The following is a 25,426-nucleotide window of genomic DNA, read 5'->3' as shown; positions in this document are numbered from 1 at the left end:
CCATCCTGTGGACCTGGGCCACGCGATACTGCGGCGCGCTCAGCATTGTTCAAGCATGAACCGTTCCGCCGGCTTCGTGAAGGGGCCAGAACCGCACAATCGCTTGATCTTGATCATCTGGTCATAGTGCCTGGCTTTTGCCAGCAAATCAGGCTGGATTTTTGTTGATTGATGCGTCAATAAAAAATAATCTTGCCACGACAGGCCGGAGCAGGAATGCCGAAACTCGGAATGGAACCGTTACGCCGCAGGGCGCTCATCGACGCAACGATCTCGGCGATCGGCGAGCGCGGCTCGCTTGATGTGACGATGTCGGAAATCGCCGGGCGTGCCGGCGTGTCCTCGGCGCTTGCCCACCATTATTTCGGTGCCAAGGACGAGTTGCTGTTGGCGACGATGCGGCACATCCTGAGCGAGCTCACCGCCGACACGCGCCGCGCGCTTCGCGCAGCCGGCTCGGCGCGGCAGCGCGTCTCGGCAGTGGTCGCGGTCAATTTCTCCGACATCCAGTTCCGGCCCGAAACGATCGCCGCATGGCTCGCCTTCTATGTCGAGGCGCAGAAATCGGCAGCACTTCGCCGGCTGCTCAGGGTCTATGCGCGGCGGCTGCATTCCAATCTGCTCAGCGGGCTGACCGGCATTCTGCCGAGAAGCGAGGCCGACCGGATCGCCGAAGCGACGGCGGCGCTGATCGACGGGCTCTATATCAGGCGCGCGCTGAAGGACGGCGTCCCCGATGCCGCGACCGCGATTGCACTGGTCGAGGACTATCTCGAAACGAAGCTCAGCGGACGGCAGAAGCAGTGACATCCAAGCGACCCAACATCCTGATCGTGATGGTCGATCAGCTCAACGGAACGCTGTTTCCGGATGGGCCGGCGGACTTCCTGCACGCGCCGCATCTGAAGGCGCTGGCCGCACGTTCGGCGCGTTTTTGTAACAATTACACCGCCTCGCCGCTCTGCGCGCCGGGCCGCGCCGCATTCATGAGCGGCCAGTTGCCGTCACGCACAGGGGTCTATGACAACGCCGCCGAATTCGTGTCTTCGATCCCGACCTTTGCTCATCATCTGCGCGCTGCCGGCTATCACACCTGCCTCTCCGGCAAGATGCATTTCGTCGGCCCGGACCAATTGCACGGTTTCGAAGAGCGGCTGACCACCGACATCTATCCGGCCGACTTCGGTTGGACGCCGGACTATCGCAAGCCCGGCGAGCGGATCGACTGGTGGTATCACAATCTCGGCTCGGTGAGCGGCGCCGGTACTGCCGAGATCACCAACCAGCTGGAATATGACGACGAGGTCGCCTTCCATGCGGTGCAGAAGCTTTATGATTTTGCCCGCGTCTCCGACGACGCCGCACATCGCCCCTGGTGCTTGACGGTTTCCTTCACCCATCCGCACGATCCCTACGTCGCACGGCGGCGCTACTGGGACCACTACGAGGATTGCCCGGCGCTCGAGCCGGAGGTCGGCTTCATTCCTTATGACAGGCAGGACCCGCATTCGCAGCGGCTCTACCGCGCCAGCGACTATGACAGGTTTGACATCACCACGGAGCAGATCCGCCGCGCGCGGCGCGGTTATTTCGCCAACATCTCATATCTCGACGACAAGCTCGGCGAATTGCTGTCCGTGCTCGAGCTTACGCGCATGCTCGACGACACGACCATCCTGTTCTGCTCGGACCATGGCGACATGCTTGGCGAGCGCGGCCTGTGGTTCAAGATGTGCTTCTTCGAAGGTTCGGCGCGGGTGCCGCTGATGATCGCCGGCAACGGCATACACGCCGGGCTGATCGAGACGCCGGTTTCCAATCTCGACGTGACGCCGACGCTTTGCGATCTCGCCGGCATCGACATCAGCGCGATTGCGCCGTGGACCGACGGCCAGTCGCTGCTGCCGCTGCTGAACGGAAAGAAACGCTCCGCGCCGGTGCTGATGGAATATGCGGCCGAAGGCTCAAATGCGCCGATGGTGGCGATGCGCGAGGGCCACTACAAATTCATCCATTGCGAGATCGACCCGCCGCAACTGTTTGATCTTGAATCGGATCCGCGGGAACTGACCAACCTCGCCGCCGATCCGGCCAATGCGGCTTTGGCGGCCGCTTTCACCGACAAGGTGCGGGCGCGCTGGAACATGGCGGCGTTCGACGCGGCGGTGCGTGCCAGCCAGGCACGCCGCTGGGTGGTCTACCCGGCGCTGCGCAACGGCACCCATTACCCCTGGGAATTCCAGCCGCTGCAGAAGGCATCGGAGCGCTACATGCGCAACCACATGAACCTCGACCTGCTCGAGGAGCAGAAGCGCTTTCCGCGAGGCAAATGATGGCAGACAGTCTCGTCCCCTCGCTCGACCATCTCAGGCAGGCCTATGCCGTCACCTCCAAGGCGACGCAGGTCACGCCGCTGCTGGAATCGGCGGCACTCGCCCGCGAGACCGGCGCCGCCCGCGTCTTCGTCAAGGCCGAGTCGCTGCAATGGGCCGGATCGTTCAAGGTGCGCGGCGCTTATTGGCGGCTGAAGCGGCTGTCGCCCGACGAAGCAAAAATGGGCGTCGTCGCCTATTCCTCCGGCAATTTCGCGCAAGGGCTGGCGGCGGCAGGCCAGGCGCTTGGCATTCCCGTCACCATCGTCATGCCGATCGACGCGCCGGCCGCCAAACGCGATGCCACGTCGGGCTATGGCGCCCGTGTCGTGCTGACCGACCATGGCGAGCGCGCGCGTGAGGAAGTCGCCGCCGCCAAGGCGCGCGAGATCGCCGCGAGCGAAGGCCTGGCGCTGCTGCACCCGTTCGACGATCCGGAGATCGTCGCCGGCCAGGCCGGTGCCGGGCTGGAGGCACTCGACCAGCTCGCCGCCAGGCAGGTCGAGGCCGATCTCTTGTTCTGCTCGGTCGGCGGCGGCGGCCTGATCGGCGGTGTTTCGCTGGCCTTCCAGTACCTGTCGCCAACCACGAAGATCATCGGCGTGGAGCCGGAAGGTTTTGACGGCATGGGCTCGTCGTTGGCGCATGGCGCCATCGAAACCATGCCGATCGGGCCGAAATCGATCTGCGACGGGCTGATGTCGCGGCGGCCCGGCGACGCGCCGTTCGCAGCGGTGAAGGCCGCCGGCGTTCGCGGCGTCACCGTCGACGATGCTTCGGTGCGGCGCGCAATGCGCATCGCCTTCGAGCGGCTGAAGCTGGTGCTCGAACCTTCGGGCGCTGCTTCGCTGGCGGCACTGCTCGGCGGCAAGGTCGATGTGACCGGCAAGACCGTTCTCGTAATGGCAACCGGCGGCAACGTCTCGCTGGCCGATTTCATTGCGCATATGAACCATGGGCGCGCATGAACCATGCTTGAAGCGGATTTCGTCATTATCGGCTCCGGCTCGGCCGGTTCGGCCATGGCCTACCGGCTGTCGGAGGACGGCAAGCATTCGGTGATCGTCATCGAATATGGCGGCAGCGATATCGGGCCGCTGATCCAGATGCCGTCAGCGCTGTCGATCCCGCTCAATATGAGCCTCTACGACTGGGGCTTTGCCAGCGAGCCGGAGCCGCACCTCGGCGGCCGCGTGCTGGCGACGCCGCGCGGCAAGGTCATCGGCGGCTCGTCGTCGATCAACGGCATGGTCTATGTGCGCGGCCATGCCCGCGACTTCGACCATTGGGCCGAACAGGGCGCGGCCGGCTGGGGCTTTGCCGACGTGCTCCCCTATTTCAAGCGCATGGAGGACAGTGCAGGCGGCGAGGATGGCTGGCGCGGCCATGGCGGCCCGCTGACCGTGCAGCGCGGCTCGAGGACGAACCCACTCTATGGCGCCTTCGTCGAGGCAGGCCGGCAGGCCGGCTTCGAGCTGACCGACGACTATAACGGCGCGAAGCAGGAAGGCTTTGGGCCGATGGAGCAGACCATTCGCGGCGGCCGTCGCTGGTCGGCCGCGAGCGCCTATCTGAGGCCGGCGCTGAGGCGGAAAAATGTCAGCCTGGTCAAAGGTTTCGCCCGGCGAATAATCATCGAGAATCAATGCGCCACCGGCGTCGAGATCGAAGTGCGCAAACGGATTCAGGTGGTCAGAGCGCGGCGCGAGGTGATCGTTGCCGCGTCCTCGATCAACTCGCCCAAGATCCTGATGCTGTCCGGCATCGGCCCCGGCCAGCACCTTAGGGAGAACGGTATTCCGGTGATCGCCGACCGGCCCGGCGTCGGCCGCAATCTGCAGGACCATATGGAACTTTACATCCAGCAGGAATCGACGAAGCCGATTACGCTGAACTCGGTGCTGAACCCGTTCTCGAAGGCGCTGATCGGGGCGCAGTGGCTGTTCTTCAAGTCCGGCCTCGGCGCCACCAATCATTTCGAGGCGGCCGCCTTCGTGCGCTCGCGCGCCGGCGTCGACTATCCCGATATCCAGTATCACTTCATCCCGGCCGCGGTCCGCTATGACGGCAAGGCGGCGGCCAAGGCGCATGGTTTCCAGGCGCATGTCGGGCCGATGCGGTCGAAGTCGCGCGGTTCGGTCACGCTGCGCTCGCCCGATCCCAAATCGAAGCCGGTGATCCGCTTCAACTACATGTCGCATCCGGATGACTGGACGGAGTTCCGTCACTGCATCCGGCTGACCCGCGAGATCTTCGGGCAAGCGGCCTTCGATCCGTACCGCGGCAAGGAACTGTCGCCGGGCTCGCATGTGCAATCGGATGAGGAGCTCGACGCCTTCATTCGCGACCACGCCGAAAGCGCCTACCATCCTTGCGGCACCTGCAAGATGGGCCGTGCCGATGATGCGATGAGCGTCGTCGATCCGGAATGCCGCGTCATTGGCGTCGAAGGGCTTCGGGTCGCCGATTCCTCGATCTTTCCACGCGTCACCAACGGCAATCTCAACGCGCCGTCGATCATGACCGGCGAGAAGGCCGCCGACCACATTCTCGGGCATACGCCGCTGCCACCGTCCAACCAGGAACCATGGATCAATCCGCGCTGGCAGGCGTCGGACAGATAGGCCATGATCCGGCGGACGCATATTCCGCATGCCGCGAAAAGACGATTTGGAGAACAGTCATGCGCGCCCAGCCAACGGCATCGCATTATGTCAACGGCCGCTATATCGACGACGAGCGCGGCGCTGCGCTGCCGGTCATCTATCCCGCAACCGGCGAGACCATCGCCATGCTGCGCTCGGCGACACCGAACGTGCTGGAGCTCGCGATCGAAGCCGCGCGTGCGGCACAGCCGGCCTGGGCACGGCTGAAGCCGGTCGAGCGCGGCCGCATCCTGCGCCGCGCCGCCGACATTTTGCGGGCGCGCAATGCCGATCTGGCGCGCATCGAGACGCTGGATACCGGTAAGCCGATCCAGGAGACGCTCGTTGCGGACGCCCCGTCGGCGGCGGATTGCCTCGAATATTTCGGCGGCGCCATCGCCGCCTTTAATGGCGAGGCCGTCGATCTCGGCGGACCCTTTGCCTATACCAGGCGCGAGGCGCTCGGCGTCTGCGTCGGCATCGGCGCCTGGAACTACCCGATCCAGATCGCCGGCTGGAAATCCGCACCCGCGCTCGCCATGGGCAATGCGATGGTGTTCAAGCCGTCGGAGAACACGCCGCTTTCAGCACTGGCGCTCGCCGAAATCTATACCGAGGCCGGCCTGCCGGACGGGTTGTTCAACGTCGTGCAAGGCTTTGGCGATGTCGGCGCCGGCCTTGTCGGACATGATGTCGTCGCCAAAGTCTCGGTGACTGGCTCGGTGCCGACCGGCCGCAAGATGCTGTCGCTCGCCGGCTCGAAGATGAAGCACGCGACGATGGAGCTCGGCGGCAAGTCGCCGCTGATCGTCTTTGATGACGCCAACCTCGAAAATGCCATCGGCGGCGCGATGCTCGGCAATTTCTATTCGACCGGCCAGATCTGCTCCAACGGCACGCGGGTCTTCGTGCAGAGGAGCATCCATGACCGTTTCGTCGAGAGGCTGACCGAACGGACGAAGAAAATCCGCATCGGCGATCCGCTCGATCCGGACACGCAGATGGGGCCGCTGGTCTCGAAGGCGCAGCACGACAAGGTCATCTCATATGTCGAGACGGGCAAGCAGGATGGCGCGGTGCTCGCCTGCGGCGGCAACGTGCCTTCGCTGCAGGGCTTCCAGGGTGGCTTCTTCGTCGAGCCGACGGTGTTCACCGGTGTCACCGACACGATGCGCATCGCCCGCGAGGAGATTTTCGGGCCGGTGATGAGCGTGCTGAAATTCGACAGCGAGGACGAGGTGATCGAGCGCGCCAACGATACCGAATTCGGCCTCGCCGCCGGCGTGTTCACCCGCGACCTGCAGCGCGCCCACCGCGTCATCGCTGAACTGCAGGCCGGCACCTGCTGGATCAACGCCTACAATCTGACGCCGGTCGAAATCCCCTTCGGCGGCTTCAAGCAGTCCGGCATCGGCCGCGAGAATTCGCTCGCAGCACTGGCACTCTATTCGCAGCTGAAGTCGGTCTATGTCGAGACCGGGGATGTCGCCAGCCCGTACTGATCCTTGCGGGCGGTACCATCCAGATACTGGGTCAGTGCGCAGACCAGATGGTAGAAGATGCTGGCCGGCACCTCGTTTGCCAGCGAGCGGCCACGCTCGTCGATGCGGTCGATCCACAAGCCGAGCGGTGCGGGATTGATGTGCCAGCGGAACAGCCGGCCGACCCTGGCTTCGATCTCCGGCTTCAGGTCGGGACCGCCCGAACCATCCAGCGCGATCGCCGCCTTGATCGCTTCGGCCTGCGGCCAACTGCGCGAGACGCGGTCGAGCGGCAGCCCTTGCCGCGAGACCGCGCCGTAGGCGAGGCCTGTGGCGCGGTTGAGGCCATTGGCAATTGCCGACGCGTAAAGCTTCCGGGCAAGGCCGGTCAAGCCGCTCTGGCCGCTGCGCCCGGCGAAGTCGACCAGCAGCGAGGCCCATTCGAAATGATGGCCGGGTTCGGTCCACGTGCCCTTCTCGCCAGGGCCCGGCCGCCATTCATTGTCGAAATACTCACCCAGCGTCCAGCTTTCCGGGTCGAAGAAATGGCTGCGGAACAGATCGACGATGCGCGCGGCGCGGCGAAGATAGGCGCGCTCCCCGGTCGCCTGATGCCAGGCCAGGAATGCCTCGAGCAGATGCATGTGCGGGTTGGAGCGGCGCTCGCCCTCGCCGCTCGAGGTCTCGCGGAAGCCTGTCAGGCGTTCGTCCTCGAGATGCGCGTCGATGAACGCAAAGGTCTCCTCGCCGAGCCGCAACGCATCGGGATTGCCGCACATATGGGCATGTGCCAGCGCCAGGAGCACGCAGGAATGGTCGTAAGCATCCTCGGCGGCGTCGGCGACAGTGCCGTCGATGTTGAGCGTGCGTACCCAGCCGCCATTGTCGGTACGTCCGTGCCTGGCCATGAATTCGAGGCCGTGGCTGATCAGCCGATCGGCCGGGCCGTTCCAGCCGCGCGCCTTGGCGACGGCGAAGGCGTAGATCTGTCTGGCCTGCGTGCGCATACGCTTGGGTTTCATCAGTGGGGCGGCATCGAAGCCGAGCGCCTCGTGGAACCCGCCATGACGCTCATCGACGCCGACTGTCGACCATAACGGCACCGTCTCCTCGAACAGCCAATGGTGCACGCGGCGCTGCCACGCGCCGCTTTCGATGACGCGGTCGTCGGCGGGCGTGAACCTGGTCTCGAGGCGGCCGCTTTTTTCGAGCTGCTCGACGATCTTCTTGACGTTCTGGCTGTGGCTGACGGGAGCAACGAAAGTGGCGTCGGCGGTCGACACGATCGCGACGTCCTTCAGGCCTATGGCCGACAGCAGGCGACCGTCGCTGCGGATATAGGAGTTCTCGCAATCGATGGCGACGACATCGCCGACGATGACATTGCCGTGCGTGTCGGAGGGGCCGACGTCGAGCAGCGATTGCCAGGAGCCGAGATCGTTCCAGCGAAAGCCGGCCGGCACCATGGCGATGCCGCTGGCGCGCTCCATGATCGCATAGTCGATCGATGTCGATGGGATGGCGGCATAGAGCTCCAGAGGCATGTAGAGGCCGGAAAGGTCCGATGTGGCACCCTGGTAGGCAGCCTCGGTGGCGCTCCAGATGTCGGGCTGGAAAGCCATGAACGCGTCGCGCATGGCACTGGCGCGAAACAGGAAGATGCCGGTGTTCCAGTAGAAATTGCCGGTCTCGAGATAGCTCTGCGCCGTGGCGAGATCGGGCTTTTCGACGAAACGCGAGACATCGCAGATGCCATCGCGCTCGCCGGCCACCTCGATGTAGCCATAACCGGTCTCGGGTTGGGCGGGCTTGATGCCGAACACCACCAGCCTGCCCTGGCGCGCGGCCGCCGTGCCGGCCTCGACGCTCCGCCAGAATTGCTGTGCGGTCGCGATCTCATGGTCGGACGGCACCACCAGCACCAGGCTGTCGCCGAATTCCGAGAGCGTGCGCAGGCTTGCCAAAGCGACGGCCGCGGCGGTGTTGCGTCCGGTCGGCTCGAACAGCGGACCGCCGCCGGAAAGCTCGTGGCCGGCAATGTCGGCATGAACGCGGTCGGCGTGCCTTTCCGAGGCAATCAGGAAAACCGGCGTTTCGCCTTCCGGGCGCGCGGTCAGTCGGCGCAGCGTCTTGGCCAGCATCGAGCCGTCGCCGGAGAAATCATGGAACTGCTTGGGATTGTCCTCGCGCGACAGCGGCCACAGCCGCGAGCCAACGCCGCCGCTCATCACAAAACTGACGATCCGTTCGGTCATGAAAACAAGCCTCGTGCTCAAAAGGTCTGATTGTAGGCGCCGACTTCGGGGCTGCGGCGCAGCACCGCATCGACGGCTTCGAACATCTGCCGGCGCCGCTCGGATGATACGGGGCTCTCCACCACTACCACAAGCTCCGGCTTGTTCGATGATGCCCGCACCAACCCCCAGGTACCATCCTCCGCCACGACCCTGACGCCGTTGACGGTGATCAGTTCGGCGATCTTCTGGCCGGCGAAGACCGCGCCCTCGTCCTTCATCTTGCGAAAGTCGCCTACGACGCGCTCGACGACGCCGTATTTGAGCTCGTCGGCGCAGTGTGGCGACATGGTCGGCGTGCCGAAGGTCAGCGGCAGATCGCGGTAGAGATCGGCCATGCTGCTTTGCGGGCTCCGATCCAGCATCTGGCATATGGCGATGGCCGTAACCAGGCCATCGTCATAGCCGCGGCCGATCGGCGGATTGAAGAAGAAATGGCCCGATTTCTCGAAACCGGCGGCGGCGCCGAGTTCGGCGACGCGCCGCTTGATATAGGAGTGACCGGTTTTCCAATAGTCGGTGACCGCGCCATTTTCCCGCAACACCTTGTCCGTCATGAACAATCCGGTCGACTTGACGTCGACCACGAAAGTCGAGCCGGGATAGAGGTGCGAGATGTCGCGCGCCAGCATGACGCCGACCTTGTCGGCGAAAATCTCGTTACCTTCATTGTCGACCACGCCGCAGCGGTCGCCGTCGCCGTCGAAACCGAGCCCGACATCGGCGCCCGTTTCCAGCACCTTGTCGCGAATGGCGTGCAGCATCTGCATGTCTTCGGGGTTGGGATTGTAATTGGGAAACGTATGATCGAGCTCGACGTCGAGCGGGATGACCTCGCAGCCGATCCTTTCCAGTGCCTCGGGAGCGAAAGCCCCGGCGGTGCCGTTGCCGCAAGCGGCCACCACCTTGAGCTTCCTGGAGATACGCTTTCCCGCTGTCAGATCGTCAAGGTAGGTTTTGCGGAAATCCGCAACGAAGTCATAGGAGCCACCACCGACAAGGTCGAAATCGCCTGAGAGCACGATAGCCTTCAGCGCGCTCATCTCCTCCGGACCAAAAGTCAGCGGGCGCGCCGCGCCCATCTTGACGCCGGTCCAGCCATTCTCGTTGTGCGAGGCAGTGACCATGGCGACGGATGGCGTGTCGAGCGCGAACTGGGCGAAATAACCCATCGGCGACAGGGCCAGACCGACATCCTTGACCCGTGCGCCGGCCGCCATCAGCCCGGAAACCAGCGCCAGCTTTATGGCAAGCGAATAGGCGCGGAAATCGTGGCCGGTGACGATGTCGGGTCCGGCACCCAGGCGATGGATCAGCGTGCCGAGCCCCATGCCGAGCGCCTGGACGCCGATGAGATTGAGTTCCGGCGTTTCGTTCGAGCCAGGATGGCCGAACCACCAGCGCGCATCATATTCGCGAAACCCGGACGGCTTGATCAACGCCGAGGTTTCAAACTCAAAAGTGTTTGGTCTGACATCGCTAACGATCTTCATCGACAACTGCGAACTCCAGGCGGCTGAATCAGGTGCTTCGAGACAAGTGGACGGTTACACAGAAGCCCCTTTAAGCCGTGTTTGTGCGACAGGAAACTGAAACCTGTATGACGTGGCGGCTAAAGCGAAAGAAATGCGACGGAAGCGCTGCCATAGGCGCTTGCAGTAACTAAACGCGGCGGCTATAAGCCCGCGGTCTGGTCACGGAGTGTAGCGCAGCCTGGTAGCGCACATCGTTCGGGACGATGGGGTCGCAGGTTCAAATCCTGCCACTCCGACCAGAAAAAACATGTCTACCCCGGGAGGCATGGTTCAGGGCTCGTAGGCGCTCTTTCCAAATTGCGCCTTTACATTCGACAAGATGGCAAGTCTGGCCGAGGAGAGGCCAAGCGGTGCCCCAGTGGCATCGGATCCCGATATTGCCGACGCGAGCGGATGTCACGAACAAAAAGCGAGATTTCCAAGGCACCGGAAACGTCCCCCGCTTCGGAATGCCAAGTCGTCCCGTGAAGGCCGGCGTGAGATTTACACCTCAGTTGCAGCCGCAACATGGGATAGCCCGAACCACCATTTTGATGCGGCTGTCAGCACCCTCCGGGAACTCACCAAACTCATCGTCCGGCGGGAAAGCCAAGCCGGTGCGATTCCTTCGCCGCATTTCGCAAGTCTTTGTTTCTCGCAGCGCTATCGCCCATTTTGCTTGTTGCAGAGCCGGTCTTGTTGCCTCTCTAATGATTCCCGTCCGCAGGACGAACACGTTCGTAGCGAAAAGGGTGATCATCGTGACGACCCATCATCATGCCCGCACGGCAGCGGCGTCTAGCGGCGTAGGTATGCTGCGCCCTCAACTCGGGCCTGCTTCCGCCGACAAATATCAGCAGCCGATCTCCAAGACCGATGCGCGCAGCCTGACTGTCGGTGACATCCTCGCCGCCTATTCCGAAGCGCGCCAGGCCAAGATTGCCGGTCGAAAGGAATTTCTCGCCAGGATGCGTTTTCTGAACGAATTCTTCGGCACCGAGCCGGTCGCGAGCATCAATGGAGATCGCTGCCGCGCCTATGTCGAGCACCGTTCGCGCGAGCGCAATCGAGTAGAGCGTGAGCGAATCGCCAAGCTCAACGCCGCGGCGATGGAGACCCGCCGTGCGTTACTCCCGGCGTGGCGAGACAAGGACTTTACATCAGGCCCGCGTCGCGATCTTGAGGACCTCCGCTCGGCGATCAACTTTTGGGCCAAGGAATACGGTCTCGATCCGAAACCGTCCGTCACCTTGCCAGACAAACCAGCAGCGCGCGAGCGCTGGCTGACGCGCGAGGAAGCAGCGGGATTGCTGCGCGCGGCATTGCGGCTGCGCCGGAAGCACGGTCAGTACGCTCATCTCTGCCGCTTTATCATTGTGGGGCTCTACACTGGCTGCCGACATCGTTCAATCCTGCAACTCAATTGGGATGGCGAGGCCGCAGGAGCTTGGCCGGACCTAGGCCGCGGTGTGCTCTATTGCAAAGATCAGCACGCGAAAAAAAGCAAGAAATGGCGTCCGCCGGCGCGACTGCCGTCACGGCTGATCGCCCATATGCGCCGCTGGAAGCGTATCGATTGTGACTGCGGGCCGGTCGTCCATGACAGCCTGGGCAAACCGACAAAGCGCATCGAGAAGGCGTTCCGCACGTGCCGCGTGGAAGCCGGACTCGGCGACGACGTCACCCCGAATGTGCTTCGCTATACCCGCACCATATGGCCTGTGCTGTGCGATGTCGACATGTGGCGGATCGCAAGCAAACCTATGCGCTCAGGCGAAATCGCGTGACATCAATGGCCGCGGCCATCAGTGTCTGCGTGTAGATTGCCTGCGGATTACTGAAGATCGCCTCGGCCGGTCCTTCCTCGACAATCTTTCCCTGCTTCATGACGATGATGTAGTCGGCCATGGCGCGCACGACGGCGAGATCGTGGCTGATGAACAGATAGGACAGTTCGTGGTCGGCCTGCAGCTTGCGCAGCAATTCGACGATCTGCTTCTGCACCGAGCGGTCCAGCGCCGAGGTCGGCTCGTCCAGCACCACCACTTTCGGCTTGAGGATCATGGCGCGCGCAATAGCGATGCGCTGCCGCTGGCCGCCGGAGAATTCGTGCGGATAGCGGTTGCGCGTGTTCGGGTCGAGCCCGACTTCGAGCAAGGCGTCGATCGCGCGGAGATCGCGCTGCCTGCCCGACAGATTGGGCTCATGGACCAGAAGCCCCTCGGTGATGATCTGGCCGACGGTCATGCGTGGTGACAGCGATCCGAATGGATCCTGGAAGACCAGCTGCAATTCGCGCCGCAGTGGCCGCATCGCCTGGCGGTCAGCGTGGGAAATGTCGCGGTCGCCAAGCCGGATGATGCCGTCGCTGGGCAGGAGCCGCAGCAAGGCGCGGCCGAGCGTCGATTTTCCCGAGCCGGATTCGCCGACGATGCCGATCGTCTGGTTGCGCTTCAGCCGGATCGAAATGCGATCGACGGCGCGCAGCAGCAGCGGCTCGCCGCCAAGAAATCCGCCGCCGATCTTGAAGGTCACTTCGACGTTCCTGCCTTCAAGCAGGACCGGGGCATTCGGAGGCGGCGGCGCCTTGGTGCCGGTCGGTTCGGCGGCGAGCAGCATCTTGGTGTAGGCGTGCTGCGGGTTGGCGAAGATCGCTTCCGCCTCGCCCTCCTCGACCACCTCGCCATAGCGCATCACATAGACCCGATCGGCAAAGCGCCGGACGATGCCGAGATCGTGAGTGATGAAAACGATCGCCATGCCGAGCTTGCGCTGCAGTTCGGCGAGCAGCATGAGGATCTGCGCCTGGATGGTGACGTCGAGTGCGGTCGTCGGCTCGTCGGCGATCAGTATATCGGGGTCGTTGGCCAGCGCCATGGCAATCATGACGCGCTGGCGCTGGCCGCCCGACAACTCGTGCGGATAGGATTTCATCCGCCGCTCCGGATCGGGAATATGGACCAGCCGCAGCAACTTGAGCGTCTCCTCGCGCGCCGCGGCGGCGCCAAGTCCGCGATGCTTGCGGATCGGCTCGATCAGCTGGTTGCCGATCGAATAGAGCGGGTCGAGCGAAGTCATCGGCTCCTGGAAGATCATGCTGATCTTGCGGCCGCGGATCTTGTTGAGCTCGGGCTTGCTCAAGGTCAAAAGATTGCGACCGCGATAATCGACGGTGCCGGTGGCTTCGCCGTTCGAGGCGAGCAGGCTCATCGCCGCCATCATCGTCTGGCTCTTGCCGGAACCTGATTCGCCGACGACGGCAACAGTCTCGCCTGATTTGACGTGAATATTGATGCCCTTCACCGCCTCCACCACACCGTCGAGGGTGCGGAAGCGGACGCGAAGGTCTTTGACGCTGAGGATGGTTTCGGAAGCAGCCATCTCAACGATCCTTCGGGTCGAGCGCGTCGCGCAGCCCATCGCCGACGAAATTCAGCGCGAACAGCGTTGAGACGAGAAAGAAGGCCGGGAACAAAAGCAGCCAGTTGGCAGAACCGATGTTCTGGGCGCCGACCGAAATCAGCACGCCCCAGCTGGTCATCGGCTCCTGGACGCCGAGCCCGAGGAACGACAAAAAACTCTCCAGGATGATGACCTGCGGCACCAGCAGCGTCATGTAGATCACCACCGGCCCGAGCAAATTGGGGATCACATGGCGCAGCAGAATGCCGCGCTGGCCGACGCCCATCGCCTCCGCCGCCTGGACATATTCCTGCCGGCGGATCGACAGCGCCTGTCCGCGCACGATGCGCGCCATGTCGAGCCACAGCACCGCGCCGACGGCCAGGAACATCAGCACGAAGTTCCTGCCGAAGAACACCACCAGCATGATGACGAAGAAGATGAACGGCAAAGAATAAAGCACGTCGACGACACGCATCATCACCTCGTCGACCCTGCCGCCGGCAAGGCCGGCGGTGGCGCCGTAGAGCACGCCGATGACAACGGCCACGATGCCGGCAAGCAGGCCGATGGCCAGCGATATGCGCCCCGCCATCAGCGTTCTGGACAGGAGATCGCGGCCGGTATTGTCGGTGCCGAACAGGAAATATTGCTGCTTGATCGAGGCACTCATCACCATCTCGAGACCGTCCGGCGATTTGCTCTCGATCTTTGTGTCATCAAAGGTATCGGAACGATCAAGGTAGCGAATGTTGCGGTCGTCGATCGGCTTGGACGATTTGACGGTAACGAACACACGGCTGCCCTCCTGCCGCCACTCCTTGATGTCGACGCGCATACGCCTGATCGCCTCATCGAGAGCGCCTTCGATCATGTCGGCCTTCGGATAGGCGGAGAAGCTCGGCGGCGTACGGACATAGTCGGCATAGATTGTGGTGTATTGGTGCGGCACGAAATAGGGCCCAAACACGCTGATGACGGCGATGAAGGCAAGATAATAGAGGCTGAACATGGCCGCGCGATTGGCCTTGAGGCGCGCCCAGGCGTCACCCCACAGGGACCGGCCGACGACTGGTGCGGCAACTGCGATATCAGTCATAGCGCACCCTCGGATCGACGACCCCATAGAGGACGTCGACGATCAGGTTGAAGACAATGGTGAAGAGCGCGATGACCACCACCGTCCCCATCACCAGTGTGTAGTCGCGGTTGAGCGCGGCAACGACAAAATGGCGGCCGATGCCCGGGATAGAGAAGATGGTCTCGACAATGATCGAGCCGGTGAGAAGGGCTGCAGCTGCCGGACCGGTGAAGGAGACGATCGGCAGGATGGCGCCGCGCAGTGCATGCTTGACGACGACTGACCAGTCGGACAGGCCGAGAGCGCGCGCGGTACGGATGTGATGCGAGTGCAGCGATTCGATCATCGAGCCGCGCATCAGGCGGGCAACGATGGCGATCTGCGGCAGAGCGAGCGTCAGCACCGGGCCGACCTTGTTGATGAGGGCTCCATCGCCCCAGCCACCGATCGGCAGCAGCTTCCAGGTCAATCCGAATACAAGCTGGATCACCGGGGCGATGACAAAGGTCGGTATGGTGCTGCCGGCGGTCGCCAGCGCGATCACCGAATAGTCGGCAAGCTTGTTCTGGTTGAGCGCGGCAACAGTGCCGAGCACGCTGCCGAGGAGCAGCGCCAGAACGAGCGCCGAAGCGCCGAGTTGGATCGAGATCGGCAGGCCTTCCCTGAACAGCTCGCCGACGGTGAAATCCGGCATGTTGTAGCTGGGGCCGAAATTGCCGCGCAGAAGATTGCCTAAGTAATGAAGGTACTGCAGCCAGAGCGGGTCGTTGAGCCCGAACTGGGCTTCGAGATTGGCCCTGATCTCGGGGCTCAGGCCCCGCTCCTGGTTGAACGGGCCGCCCGGCGCGACGCGTATCAGGAAGAACGCTATGGTCACGATGACGAACAGCGTCGGGATGGCGGTCAGCAGCCGCCGGAAAACGAATCGCAGCATCGATGCCCCGCTTGATCCAGAGCAGCGCGCGTCCGGCTGGACGATTGCGCTCTAGCCTTCAAATCTTCGCACCGACATTGTCGAAAATCGAATCCGGTTCCCGGGCCGATGCGATGGCAAACCGGCGCCGCCGCGCGTTGAGTTGCGCGGCGGTCTGGCTAAGGGATCAGTCCTTGCTGATGAAGCGGGACGGATGGATGTCCATCACATTGTCGTCGAAGCCGTGCAGCTTCGAGGAAACGATGTCGTGGTAGCTGTAGTAGAGAAGCGGTATCTCGCCGACGTCGTCGACGAGGATGCGCTCGGCCTCGGCGAGTTCCTTCATGCGCTGTTCGGGCTTGCCGCCGGCGGCGGCGGCCTTATCCATTGCCGCTTCGAATTTCGGGCTGTCGTAGCTCGAATAATTATTGCCGCTGGCCTTGCGGGATATGCCGAGGAAGGTTTCCGGGTCCTTGTAATCGGCGATCCAGGCGGCACGCGCCACGTCATAGTCGCCCTTCTGCTCGAGGAAGGAGTAGTGCGTCTTGGTGTCGGTGTTGAGCAGGCTGACCTCGACGCCAAGCGGCTTCAGCTGTTCCTGGATGGCGACAGCGGTGTTCTTGTGGTTTTCCGAGGTGTTGTAGCGGATCTGCATCTTCAACGGATGCTCGGGTGTATAGCCGAGTTTCTCGAGGATCTTCTTCGCAGCGTCCTCGCGGTCGATCTGCGACATGTCGGCGTATTTGGCCAGTGCCGGCGTGTAGCCCTCGATGCCCGGAGGCACCATCGAATAGCCGGGCAGCATCGAATTCTGCCAGACTTTTTCAGCAAGGAAGTCGCGATCGATCGCCATCGAGATGGCGTTGCGCAGTTCGACATTGTCCCACGGCGCCTTGTCGGTCTTGATCGCGTAATAGTAGATGCCGAGATATGGCCCGACACGGACCTGGTCGCCGAATTTGGCCCTGAGGTCGGCGAGCTGTTCGGTCGGCAGGTCACCGTAACTGTCGAATTCGCCGGCCTCGAAGCGCTTCATCGCAGACGAGCGATCCTCGGTCGGGATGTAGTTGACCACGTCGAACTTGACGCTGGCGGCGTCCCAGAATTTCGGATTCTTGACCAGCTTCAGATGGTCGTTGGGAATCCACTCTGCCGCTGTAAAGGCCCCGTTGGAGACCAGCTTGCCTGCCTTGATCCAGTCGGCGCCAAGCTTTTCGATGGACGCCTTGTTGACCGGATAGGTTGCCTGATGGGTCAGCATCTCCAGGAAGTAAGGCGTTGGCGCCTTAAGCGTGACTTCGAGGGTATTTGCGTCAATCGCCTTGACGCCCATATCCTCCGGCTTGCCCTTCTTGGTATTGACTTCCTCGGCACCCTTCACGGGATAAAGCATGGAAGCGTATTCGGCTGCGGTGGCCGGATCTTCCAGCCGACGGAACGAATAAACGAAGTCGTCCGCCGTCACCGGGCTGCCATCCGACCAGAGGCCGTCCTTGCGCAGCTTGAAGGTGTAGACAGTGCCGTCGTCGGACACCGTCCAGCTTTCGGCGGCGCCCGGAATGAGATTCGTCTTCTGGTCATGCATGACGAGGCCCTGGAACAGGTCGCGTATGATATCGGCTTCGTAGACCGTCGAGGTCTTGTGCGGATCGAGCGTCTCCGCTTCGGCGGCGGCTCCGCGGTTGTAGACGGTTTCGGCGAAAGCCGGCGTGTAGAACGTACCGGCGGCCAAGACCATGGTCGTGGCGAGTACCGTCGCCTTCAGCACATGTTTCAGCATGGAGTTCTCCCTAATGACGTCGCCCTTCAGCGACGTCTCTAAGTGTTGACGCCCCGAAACCGATTGGCTGGTTCCTTTCGAGCGCGCAGCCGGTTCCCTTTCCGGCAGCTGGTGGCCAAACAGTAACGTGGAGATTTTTTATTTCAACAGACTCTCGGGGTCACCCAAAGTAAGGGGGCCGGGGCAGTCGTTTTGCGAGCGGCCAATCAATGGTCGAAACCATGAGTTTGACTGGGTTTCCTGGCCAGAACGCCGATCTGGGAAATAATCTGGCCGGTCATTTCAGTTTACCAGAATGTATTAATTGGTTCTTAGGCAACCAACGGTTACAAACTTCGATGGGATCGACACATCGACCTTGGGTTCCAACGGGCAAGGGCAATGAACAAGATAGACAGTAATACTGTCACATTGAAGCGTAAAATATTGCGCCTAATACGGATGAATCTACGCAAAATTGGAGAAGAGTCCGGAACTTCCGCGGTCGAGTTTGCCCTGCTTTCCCCGATCTTTATCCTTCTTTTGCTCGGAATGGTTGCATACGGTATCTATTTTGGTGCAAGCAACTCCTTGCAGCAAATCGCCGCCGATGCCGCCCGTACCGCAATTGCCGGATTGAATCAGACCGAGCGCCAGGCGCTGGTGGCGAGTTTCGTCAAAAACAATGCCAGTGGATACCCGTTCGTCGATTCCGGCAAGCTGACCTATCAGGCGACGGACAGCACGGCCGACGGAAATCAGTTCGTCGTGTCGATCCAGTACGATGCCAGCAACCTGCCGATCTGGAACCTGTTGCCCAGCCTTGCGATGCCGCAAACCACGATCTCACGCAGGTCGACCATCCGGATTGGAGGCATTTGAAATGTCGCAGTTCTTGCTGAGGGGCATCGGGGGGATCGCTCGCTCGATGGTTGGCGACAAGAAGGCGAACTTTGCCGTCATGACGGCGCTGATAGCGCCATTCGCGTTGGGGCTGGCGGCCTTCGCTGTCGACGAAGGTTCGATCTACACGGAGCGCAGGGAAGCCCAGGCGATGACCGATCTGGCGGCGATCACCGCGGCGTCGAACATCAACAATATGGAAGCCGCGGCAGTAACCACGCTCAGTGACAACCGAATGCCCGGCATCATTGTTCAAAAGCCAGGTCAGACAATCGTTCCCACGGTTGGCAAAACCGTCGTGTCGGTCACCGGCGGCCGATACTCAGCGGCGTCCTCCGTTGGCGTCGACAAGCGCTTCGAAGCCGGTAAAACGCCTTACAACGCCGTTCGCGTCACTCTGAAAAAAATCCCCGACCGGTATTTCGCCAGTTCGCTCATCCCTACTCCGGTCGTCGGCACCGAAGCCATTGCCAGCGTGACCCCGCAAGCGATGTTCTCGGTCGGGTCCAGGCTCCTCAGCGTCAATGGCGGCATCCTCAACGCGCTTCTCAGCAAGTTGCTGGGCGCCAACATTGCGCTCAGCGTCATGGACTACAACGCGCTGATCTCGGCCGATGTAAACGTGCTTTCGTTCGTCGATGCCCTTGCCGTACAGTTGCAACTGACAGGTGTCAGCTATTCCGACGTGCTGGCGTCAAAAGCGACGGTAGGCCAGATCGCGACCGCCATGGCCAATGCGTCCGGGTCGGGCAGCGCCAGCAAACTTGTGCTGCAGACGATCGCGTCGAGGGCCACCAACACGGTCAAGATACCCCTCAGTCATCTTATCGATCTTGGCTCGATCGGCAAACTCGGCCTCGGACAAAAGTCTCCCGGCTTTTCCGTCGACGCAAGCGCGATGGGCATGCTGGGTGCCGCCGCCTCGCTGGCCAATGGCTCAAACCAGGTCCAGGTCGATCTCGGCGCCACTATTCCGGGACTTACCTCCACCACGCTCTCCATCGCCATCGGCGAACCGATGCAATACTCACCCTGGCTGGCCGTCGGGGAAAAAGGCACCGTGGTGCGCACCGCGCAGACGCGCATCAAGCTGGTCACCACAGTCGGCATCGGCAATTCCAATCTCGGCGGCGGCATCAGTCTGCTGTCCGTCAACCTGCCTCTGCATGTCGAAGTCGCCTATGCGGAAGCCAAGCTAACCGACATCAGCTGCCCGACGGGCCGGCCGGATAGCATCAAGGTCTCGATCGCCGCGCAGCCTGGCGTGGCCTCGCTGCACCTTGCCGCCAGCGACGCCGACAACAACCCATCGGCCTTCGCCGATTTCAGCAATCCGCAATCGTTCTCCGATGCCACGATTGCACAGGTAAGCGTGAGGCTTCTGCTGCTCACCCTCAATCTGCTCGATGTGAAGGGTTCGTCATCGCTTGCCATCACCAACAACGATCCGACCACATTGACCTTCGACAGCACCGATATCGCCAACAAGACGATAAAAACTGTCGCCACGAAAAACCTGACGCAATCGCTCACGACATCGCTGGTCAGCGGCCTCTCGCTCTCGGTCAATGCACTGGGCCTCGGGCTGGACGTGACGGCCCTGCTCGGAACAGTGAAGCCGGCGGTGGTAACGGTTCTGAACGGCGTGACGGCGCCGGTCGACGAACTGGTCTATAACGTGCTTGCAGCTGTCGGCGTGCATGTCGGCGAGGCCGATGTGCGGGTTGTCGGCGCGACTTGCGGGCGCTCCGTGCTCGTTCAATGAGATGATGAAATAGAGCTCAGCCGATCCGGCCGAGGAAGCAGCCCAACGGCGGCATCGACAGAGTTCTTTCCTGCAAGACGCCGGCAGCACCGCCAATATCTATCGGCTCTATCGCTTCCACACCCGGTGGCAAGTGCCAGCCGGCGGGCTCGTCGGCGAAATTGAAGACACAGAGCAGCTTTTCGTCACCGCCTTCGCGAATGAAAGCAAGGACGTCGCCGTTGGAATCGAGGAACCGGATCGAGCCTCGAACCAGCGCCGGATGCTGCTTGCGCAAGGCCAGCATCGCCCCGTAGCTCGCCAGGACGGAGGTTTGCTCGCCATTCTGGACGTCGACCGCCCGAGCGCGATGGCTTGCCGGGACCGGAAGCCACGGCTTGCCGGTCGAAAAGCCGGCATTGTCGGCGCCAGCCTCCCAGACCATCGGCGTTCGGCATCCATCCCGCCCCTTGATTGCCGGCCAGAAGCGGATGCCGAAGGGATCGCGCAAATCCTCGAACGCCAGTTCGGCCTCCTCTAACCCGAGTTCTTCGCCCTGGTAGAGGCAAATCGATCCGCGCAGGCAGGAAAGCAGCACGATCGAGAATTTCGCCACCCTGTCCGGATCGCCGCCCGGCCTTGTCCATCGACTGACATGGCGCACGACATCGTGGTTGGAGAACGCCCAGCAAACCCAGCCGTCGAACACCTTACTCTCGAAGGCCTCGACACAGCCACGCACATGCGACGCCGAGAATTGCGGGCCGAGCAGGTCGAACGTGTAGGACATTTGGAGCTTGTCGCCACCGCCGGTATAGGCGGCGAGTGTCTGCAAGGAACGAGTTTCGTCCCCAATCTCGCCGACAGCGACGCGGCCTTCATATTCGTCAAGCAAGGCCCGGAAGCGCCTGAGGAAAGCAAGGTTTTCCGGCTGGCTCTTGTCGAACAGATGCTCCTGATAGAGATAGGTGCTGGTTGCCGTATTGGTGCCGGCGACGCTTTCCGCCAAAGGCGGGTTGCTGCGAAGCCAGCGGTCGTGGACGTAGTAGTTGACCGTATCCAGCCGGAAACCGTCGACGCCGCGCTCGAGCCAGAACCGCACCGTTTCCAGCAACGCGTCCTGCACCTGCGGATTGTGGAAATTCAGGTCTGGCTGCGAGGCGAGGAAATTGTGCAGGTAATATTGCCTGCGCGTTGCGTCCCATTCCCAGGCCGGGCCGCCGAAAAGCGACAGCCAGTTGTTGGGGGCGGTGCCGTCGGGCTTCGCGTCGGCCCAGACGTACCAGTCGGCCTTGGGGTTGTCGCGGGTTGTGCGGCTTTCGACAAACCATTCGTGCCGATCCGACGAATGCGACAAGACCTGGTCGATGATCACTTTCAGGCCGAGCCGATGCGCCTCTGCAACCAGCCCGTCGAAATCCTCTGATGTGCCGAACATCGGATCGACGGCGCAGTAATCCGAAACGTCGTAACCCATGTCGGCCATTGGCGACTTGAAGAAAGGCGACAGCCAAACCGCGTCGACACCGAGCGATGCGACATGGGCCAGCCTCGAGGTGATGCCGCTGAGATCGCCGCTGCCGTCACCCGTCGTGTCCTGGAAGGAGCGCGGATAGATCTGGTAGATGACGCAGCCGCGCCACCATTCGGCATTGTCAGCCATCATGGCTCTCCCCTGCGCCCGCCCGCGATGTCCTGCTTTCGATCATGAACATGACCGTTCGCCCGGGCACCGGCCGTAAGATATCGCTACTATCCGGTTCGATAGCTGGGCGCCAAAGAAAACCGGCCCGTTCCGGCAGCGTGAACATGCAGGCCCGGCGGTCGCCATTGATGACCACCGCAAGGCGACTGTTCTCACCGCTACCGAGAATCATGACCAGCCGGTGCCGCCTGGGATCGTGCCAGGCTGCCTCGTCGAGCGGCATGCCGGTTTCCGTCAGCCAGGCTACGTCAGGTATTTCCGGGCCCGCTGGCGGTTCTCCGGTCAGGAATGCTGTGTCCAAGAGCGCCGGCGCGGCACGACGCATCTTGGCGAGCAGAGCCGTGTACCGCTCCAGCGCCAGATCGCGCCCGGACCAGTCGAGCCAGGTGATGTCATTGTCCTGCGCGTAAGCGTTGTTGTTGCCGCGCTGCGTGCGGCCGAACTCGTCGCCGGCCGTCAGCATGATCGTGCCGCGCGAGCCAAAGAGTGTCGCCAGCAGCGCGCGCCGGTCATCGAAACGGGCCGTAACGATTGACTGGTCACCGGTCTCGCCCTCGACGCCATTGTTCCAGGACAGATTGTCGTCGTGACCATCGCGGTTCTGTTCGCCATTGGCCTCGTTGTGCTTGTGTTCATAGGCAACGATATCGGCCAGCGTCATGCCGTCATGCGCAGCGATGAAATTGACACTGCGGCTCATTGTCTGGCCTGCTTTGGCAAAGACATCGGACGAACCGGCAAGCCGCGTCGCCAACGCACCGATCGTGCCGCCGTCGCCGCGCCAGAAGCGGCGGATATCGTCACGGTATCTGTCGTTCCATTCGAGGAAGGGCGGTGGAAAATTGCCGAGCTGATAGCCATCCGGTCCGATGTCCCAAGGCTCGGCGATCAGCACCCGGTCGCCAAGAACAGGGTCGTTGCGAATGGCGTTCAGCAGCGGCGCATCAGCGTCGAACACGCCCTCGACCCGACCCAGAACGGGCGCCAGGTCGAAGCGGAAACCGTCGACGCCGGCATGGCGGACAAAGTGACGAAGCGTGTCGAGGACCATTTCCCGGACGACCGGATGATCGCACGCAATCGTATTGCCGGTTCCGGTGTCATTGACCAGAGCGCCGTCAGCCTCGTGCCGGTAATAGGCGCGGTTGTCGAGGCCGCGCAGCGACAATGTCGGGCCAAGCCGGTCGCTTTCGCCGGTGTGGTTGAACACCAGGTCCAGAATGGTACCGATGCCGGCCTCGCGCAGCGCGGCGACCGTTCCGCGCAATTCGGCCAGACCGCCGGGCGCCAGTCGCGGATCGAGCGCCATGAAGGTCACGGGATTATAACCCCAGGCGTTGCGCAGACCGAGCGGCGGCAAATGCCGCTCGCCGATCGATGCAGTCACCGGCATCAGCTCAACGGCTGCGACACCTAGTTTTTGCAGATGCTCGACTACAAGGGGGTGGGCAATGGCTGCAATCGTGCCGCGTTGCTTCTCGGGAATGTCGGGATGCAGCTTTGTGAAGGCGCGTACCGGCACTTCGTAGATGAGGCCGCCAGGCCGAAACAGCGGCGGCAAGGCGGGCAAGGGTTGCGGCAAGGCGCCAGCAATGGCCTTCGGCATCAGCGACGCCGTGTCGGCCCCCGCGCCACGGCGCGCGGCCAGCCGGCCGTCATAGGTATAAGGCCTGTCGATCTCGACGGCATAGGGATCGGCCAGCAGCTTGTCGGGATCGAACCAGAAACCGTGTTCCGGCGCGTAGTCGCCATCGGCGCGGAACCCGTATCGGGTGCCGGCGGCGAGACCGGCAACAAAAAGTGCGTAGACGCCCTCGCCTTCCGACTGGAGTTCCAGCCGGTCGACTTCACGGTTGCCGTGTTCGTCGAAAATCGAGACCCAGATGCGCCGAGCCGACGAGGACCATGCGGCGAAGCGAATGCCGCTCTGCCCGGCAAGCCCGCCAAATCGCGGACGATAGCCGGCGGATAGTCCCGACGACATCAGGTGATGACGCTCGGCTTGGCGCGGCCGGTATGGCTGCGAATCCCGGCAATGTCGTCGGCCGCCGCGATTAGATCGGCAAGCGCCTCCTGGGTGTCGAGATCGTGGCGGCTCTTGTCCGGCTCGTAGCGCTCGACATAAAGCCGTAGCGTCGCGCCCGAGGTGCCGGTGCCGGACAGGCGGAAGACGACGCGTGAGCCGCCTTCGAACAACACCCTGATGCCCTGGTTCTTGCTGACCGAGCCGTCGACCGGATCGTGATAGGCGAAATCATCGGCGCTGGCGATCGTCATGCCGCGCACGCTGGTGCCAGGCAACGAGCCGAGCTTGGCGCGCAGCTCGTCGACAAGCGCGTTGGCACGATCGGTCTCGACCTCCTCGTAGTCGTGGCGCGAATAGTAGTTACGGCCGTAGGCCGCCCAATGCTGGATAACGATCTGCTTGGCGCTTTCGCCGCGCACGGCAAGGATGTTGAGCCACAAAAGCACGGCCCATAGGCCGTCCTTTTCGCGGACATGGTTGGAGCCGGTCCCGGCACTTTCCTCGCCGCAGATCGTCGCCATGCCGGCATCGAGCAGATTGCCGAAGAACTTCCAGCCGGTTGGCGTTTCATAGATGCCGATGCCGAGCTTTTCGGCGACCCGGTCGGCAGCACCGCTGGTCGGCATCGAACGGGCGATGCCTTTCAGCCCGGCCTTGTAGCCCGGCGCCAGATGGGCGTTGGCTGCGAGCATGGCCAGCGAATCCGACGGGGTGATGAAAATGCCCTTGCCGATGATCAGGTTGCGGTCGCCGTCGCCATCGGAGGCGGCGCCAAAGTCTGGCGCATCCGGGCCCATCATCTCGTCATAGAGATGTTTTGCATGCACCAGATTGGGATCGGGATGATGGCCGCCGAAATCCGGCAGCGGGATAAAGTTGCGGGCGGTGCCGTTCGGCGCGCCTAGCCGGTTTTCGAGGATCTCCTTGGCGTAGGGGCCGGTCACCGCATGCATGGCGTCGAAGCGCATGCGGAAGCCCGACTTGAACAGCGCGCGCAAGGCGTCGAAATCGAACAGGCTTTCCATCAGTTCGGCATAGTCGGTGACCGGATCGATGATTTCGACGGTCATGTCAGCCGCCTTGACCGTGCCGATCGTGTCGATGTCGACCGGCCCGATATCGGCGATTTTGAAGCTCGAGATCGCCTTGGTTTTTTCGAAGATCGCGTCGGTCAGCTTTTCCGGCGCCGGGCCGCCATTGCCGGCATTGTACTTGATCCCGAAATCCTCATGCGGGCCACCCGGATTGTGGCTGGCCGACAGGATGATGCCGCCGAAGGACTTGTATTTGCGGATGACATGCGAAGCAGCCGGCGTCGACAAGATGCCGCCCTGCCCGACCATCACCTTGCCGAAGCCGTTTGCCGCGGCCATGGCGATGGCCTTCTGGATGACCTCGCGGTTATAGAAGCGGCCGTCGCCGCCGATCACCAGGGTTTTGCCATCGAATCCGTCCAGCGCATCGAAGATCGACTGGATGAAGTTCTCGGCATAGTGCTCCTGCTGGAACACCGGGACTTTCTTGCGCAGCCCAGAGGTGCCGGGCTTCTGGTCGGGATAGGGTTTGGTGGCGACAGTGCGGATCATC

The 25,426-nt window shown here is 62.5% G+C and carries 17 protein-coding genes and 1 tRNA gene; 9 read left to right on the top strand and 9 right to left on the bottom strand.

What is annotated here, in order from left to right; translation table 11 throughout:
* The first annotated feature begins 216 nt into the window (after positions 1–216).
* Genes betI through betB form a run of 5 tightly spaced genes read left to right on the top strand, consistent with a single transcriptional unit; the run spans position 217 to position 6,519 of the window.
* On the top strand, positions 217–807 hold the full coding sequence (gene betI / locus NKJ46_RS15585) for a choline-binding transcriptional repressor BetI (protein WP_352490810.1): 591 nt from the start codon (positions 217–219) through the stop codon (positions 805–807).
* Positions 804–2,333: a choline-sulfatase gene (gene betC, locus NKJ46_RS15580; RefSeq protein ID WP_352665862.1), complete on the top strand. Its 1,530-nt coding sequence runs from the start codon at positions 804–806 to the stop codon at positions 2,331–2,333. The genes betI and betC overlap by 4 nt, the downstream gene beginning before the upstream one ends.
* Positions 2,333–3,340 (top strand): threonine/serine dehydratase family protein, encoded by a 1,008-nt coding sequence (locus NKJ46_RS15575; protein WP_502903407.1) that lies wholly within the window; start codon positions 2,333–2,335, stop codon positions 3,338–3,340. The genes betC and NKJ46_RS15575 overlap by 1 nt, the downstream gene beginning before the upstream one ends.
* Before the next feature lie 3 nt (positions 3,341–3,343).
* Positions 3,344–4,996: a choline dehydrogenase gene (betA, locus tag NKJ46_RS15570; RefSeq protein ID WP_352665860.1), complete on the top strand. Its 1,653-nt coding sequence runs from the start codon at positions 3,344–3,346 to the stop codon at positions 4,994–4,996.
* Positions 4,997–5,055: 59 nt separating this feature from the next.
* Entirely contained in the window at positions 5,056–6,519 is a 1,464-nt protein-coding gene (betB, locus tag NKJ46_RS15565; RefSeq protein WP_352665859.1) for a betaine-aldehyde dehydrogenase, read from the top strand.
* Here the strand turns inward: betB and NKJ46_RS15560 are convergent.
* Together NKJ46_RS15560 and NKJ46_RS15555 are read right to left on the bottom strand one after the other, a co-directional pair.
* On the bottom strand, positions 6,483–8,753 hold the full coding sequence (locus NKJ46_RS15560) for an AGE family epimerase/isomerase (protein ID WP_352665858.1): 2,271 nt from the start codon (positions 8,751–8,753) through the stop codon (positions 6,483–6,485). The genes betB and NKJ46_RS15560 overlap by 37 nt on opposite strands.
* A 17-nt stretch (positions 8,754–8,770) precedes the next feature.
* The gene (locus NKJ46_RS15555; protein ID WP_502903406.1) at positions 8,771–10,285 is read right to left on the bottom strand and encodes a phosphomannomutase/phosphoglucomutase; all 1,515 of its coding nucleotides are present in this window, start codon (positions 10,283–10,285) and stop codon (positions 8,771–8,773) included.
* A 204-nt stretch (positions 10,286–10,489) separates the two neighbouring features.
* On the opposite strand from NKJ46_RS15555, the gene NKJ46_RS15550 reads away from it, so the two are divergent.
* Both NKJ46_RS15550 and NKJ46_RS15545 read left to right on the top strand, forming a co-directional pair.
* Positions 10,490–10,566, top strand: a tRNA-Pro gene (locus NKJ46_RS15550).
* A gap of 237 nt (positions 10,567–10,803) precedes the next feature.
* Positions 10,804–12,093: a site-specific integrase gene (locus tag NKJ46_RS15545; protein ID WP_352665856.1), complete on the top strand. Its 1,290-nt coding sequence runs from the start codon at positions 10,804–10,806 to the stop codon at positions 12,091–12,093.
* On the opposite strand, the gene NKJ46_RS15540 is transcribed toward NKJ46_RS15545, so the two are convergent.
* The 4 genes from NKJ46_RS15540 to NKJ46_RS15525 form a co-directional block, all read right to left on the bottom strand.
* Positions 12,068–13,687 (bottom strand): ABC transporter ATP-binding protein, encoded by a 1,620-nt coding sequence (locus NKJ46_RS15540; RefSeq protein ID WP_352665855.1) that lies wholly within the window; start codon positions 13,685–13,687, stop codon positions 12,068–12,070. The genes NKJ46_RS15545 and NKJ46_RS15540 overlap by 26 nt on opposite strands.
* A gap of 1 nt (position 13,688) precedes the next feature.
* Complete coding sequence (locus NKJ46_RS15535; RefSeq protein ID WP_352454280.1) at positions 13,689–14,807, bottom strand: ABC transporter permease; 1,119 nt, start codon at positions 14,805–14,807, stop codon at positions 13,689–13,691.
* Entirely contained in the window at positions 14,800–15,723 is a 924-nt protein-coding gene (locus tag NKJ46_RS15530; RefSeq protein ID WP_352490801.1) for an ABC transporter permease subunit, read from the bottom strand. The genes NKJ46_RS15535 and NKJ46_RS15530 overlap by 8 nt, the downstream gene beginning before the upstream one ends.
* 166 nt (positions 15,724–15,889) lie before the next feature.
* A complete protein-coding gene (locus tag NKJ46_RS15525; protein WP_352490800.1) occupies positions 15,890–17,482 on the bottom strand; it encodes a peptide ABC transporter substrate-binding protein in 1,593 nt (530 codons plus the stop codon).
* Positions 17,483–17,923: 441 nt separating this feature from the next.
* On the opposite strand from NKJ46_RS15525, the gene NKJ46_RS15520 reads away from it, so the two are divergent.
* A complete protein-coding gene (locus NKJ46_RS15520; RefSeq protein ID WP_352566541.1) occupies positions 17,924–18,343 on the top strand; it encodes a TadE family protein in 420 nt (139 codons plus the stop codon).
* A gap of 1 nt (position 18,344) precedes the next feature.
* A complete protein-coding gene (locus NKJ46_RS15515) occupies positions 18,345–20,129 on the top strand; it encodes a pilus assembly protein TadG-related protein (RefSeq protein ID WP_352665854.1) in 1,785 nt (594 codons plus the stop codon).
* A gap of 16 nt (positions 20,130–20,145) precedes the next feature.
* Here NKJ46_RS15515 and bglA read toward each other — a convergent pair whose 3' ends face one another.
* From bglA to NKJ46_RS15500, 3 genes are read right to left on the bottom strand one after another with little or no spacing between them, the layout of a single operon-like run.
* Positions 20,146–21,774 carry a beta-galactosidase BglA gene (bglA, locus tag NKJ46_RS15510; protein ID WP_352665853.1) on the bottom strand — a complete coding sequence of 543 codons (1,629 nt, stop codon included), beginning with the start codon at positions 21,772–21,774 and terminating at the stop codon, positions 20,146–20,148.
* Positions 21,764–23,797 (bottom strand): glycogen debranching protein GlgX, encoded by a 2,034-nt coding sequence (gene glgX / locus NKJ46_RS15505; RefSeq protein ID WP_352665852.1) that lies wholly within the window; start codon positions 23,795–23,797, stop codon positions 21,764–21,766. The genes bglA and glgX overlap by 11 nt, the downstream gene beginning before the upstream one ends.
* A complete protein-coding gene (locus NKJ46_RS15500; RefSeq protein WP_352665851.1) occupies positions 23,797–25,425 on the bottom strand; it encodes an alpha-D-glucose phosphate-specific phosphoglucomutase in 1,629 nt (542 codons plus the stop codon). The genes glgX and NKJ46_RS15500 overlap by 1 nt, the downstream gene beginning before the upstream one ends.
* Position 25,426 lies beyond the last annotated feature (1 nt).

The sequence above is a fragment of the Mesorhizobium sp. M0166 genome (genome assembly GCF_040322255.1).
Classification (GTDB): Bacteria; Pseudomonadota; Alphaproteobacteria; order Rhizobiales; family Rhizobiaceae; genus Mesorhizobium.
Note: the sequence above shows the minus strand (reverse complement) of the source record. Positions and strands in the feature narration are given on the sequence as shown.

Excerpts from the sequence above, each read along its gene's own strand:
- betI (WP_352490810.1), top strand. The coding sequence starts at position 217 with ATGCCGAAACTCGGAATGGAACCGTTACGCCGCAGGGCGCTCATCGAC.
- NKJ46_RS15575 (WP_502903407.1), top strand. The coding sequence starts at position 2,333 with ATGGCAGACAGTCTCGTCCCCTCGCTCGACCATCTCAGGCAGGCCTAT.
- betA (WP_352665860.1), top strand. The coding sequence starts at position 3,344 with ATGCTTGAAGCGGATTTCGTCATTATCGGCTCCGGCTCGGCCGGTTCG.
- betB (WP_352665859.1), top strand. The coding sequence starts at position 5,056 with ATGCGCGCCCAGCCAACGGCATCGCATTATGTCAACGGCCGCTATATC.
- NKJ46_RS15560 (WP_352665858.1), bottom strand. The coding sequence starts at position 8,753 with ATGACCGAACGGATCGTCAGTTTTGTGATGAGCGGCGGCGTTGGCTCG.
- NKJ46_RS15555 (WP_502903406.1), bottom strand. The coding sequence starts at position 10,285 with ATGAAGATCGTTAGCGATGTCAGACCAAACACTTTTGAGTTTGAAACC.
- NKJ46_RS15540 (WP_352665855.1), bottom strand. The coding sequence starts at position 13,687 with ATGGCTGCTTCCGAAACCATCCTCAGCGTCAAAGACCTTCGCGTCCGC.
- NKJ46_RS15535 (WP_352454280.1), bottom strand. The coding sequence starts at position 14,807 with ATGACTGATATCGCAGTTGCCGCACCAGTCGTCGGCCGGTCCCTGTGG.
- NKJ46_RS15530 (WP_352490801.1), bottom strand. The coding sequence starts at position 15,723 with ATGCTGCGATTCGTTTTCCGGCGGCTGCTGACCGCCATCCCGACGCTG.
- NKJ46_RS15525 (WP_352490800.1), bottom strand. The coding sequence starts at position 17,482 with ATGCTGAAACATGTGCTGAAGGCGACGGTACTCGCCACGACCATGGTC.
- NKJ46_RS15520 (WP_352566541.1), top strand. The coding sequence starts at position 17,924 with ATGAATCTACGCAAAATTGGAGAAGAGTCCGGAACTTCCGCGGTCGAG.
- NKJ46_RS15515 (WP_352665854.1), top strand. The coding sequence starts at position 18,345 with ATGTCGCAGTTCTTGCTGAGGGGCATCGGGGGGATCGCTCGCTCGATG.
- bglA (WP_352665853.1), bottom strand. The coding sequence starts at position 21,774 with ATGATGGCTGACAATGCCGAATGGTGGCGCGGCTGCGTCATCTACCAG.
- glgX (WP_352665852.1), bottom strand. The coding sequence starts at position 23,797 with ATGTCGTCGGGACTATCCGCCGGCTATCGTCCGCGATTTGGCGGGCTT.
- NKJ46_RS15500 (WP_352665851.1), bottom strand. The coding sequence starts at position 25,425 with ATGATCCGCACTGTCGCCACCAAACCCTATCCCGACCAGAAGCCCGGC.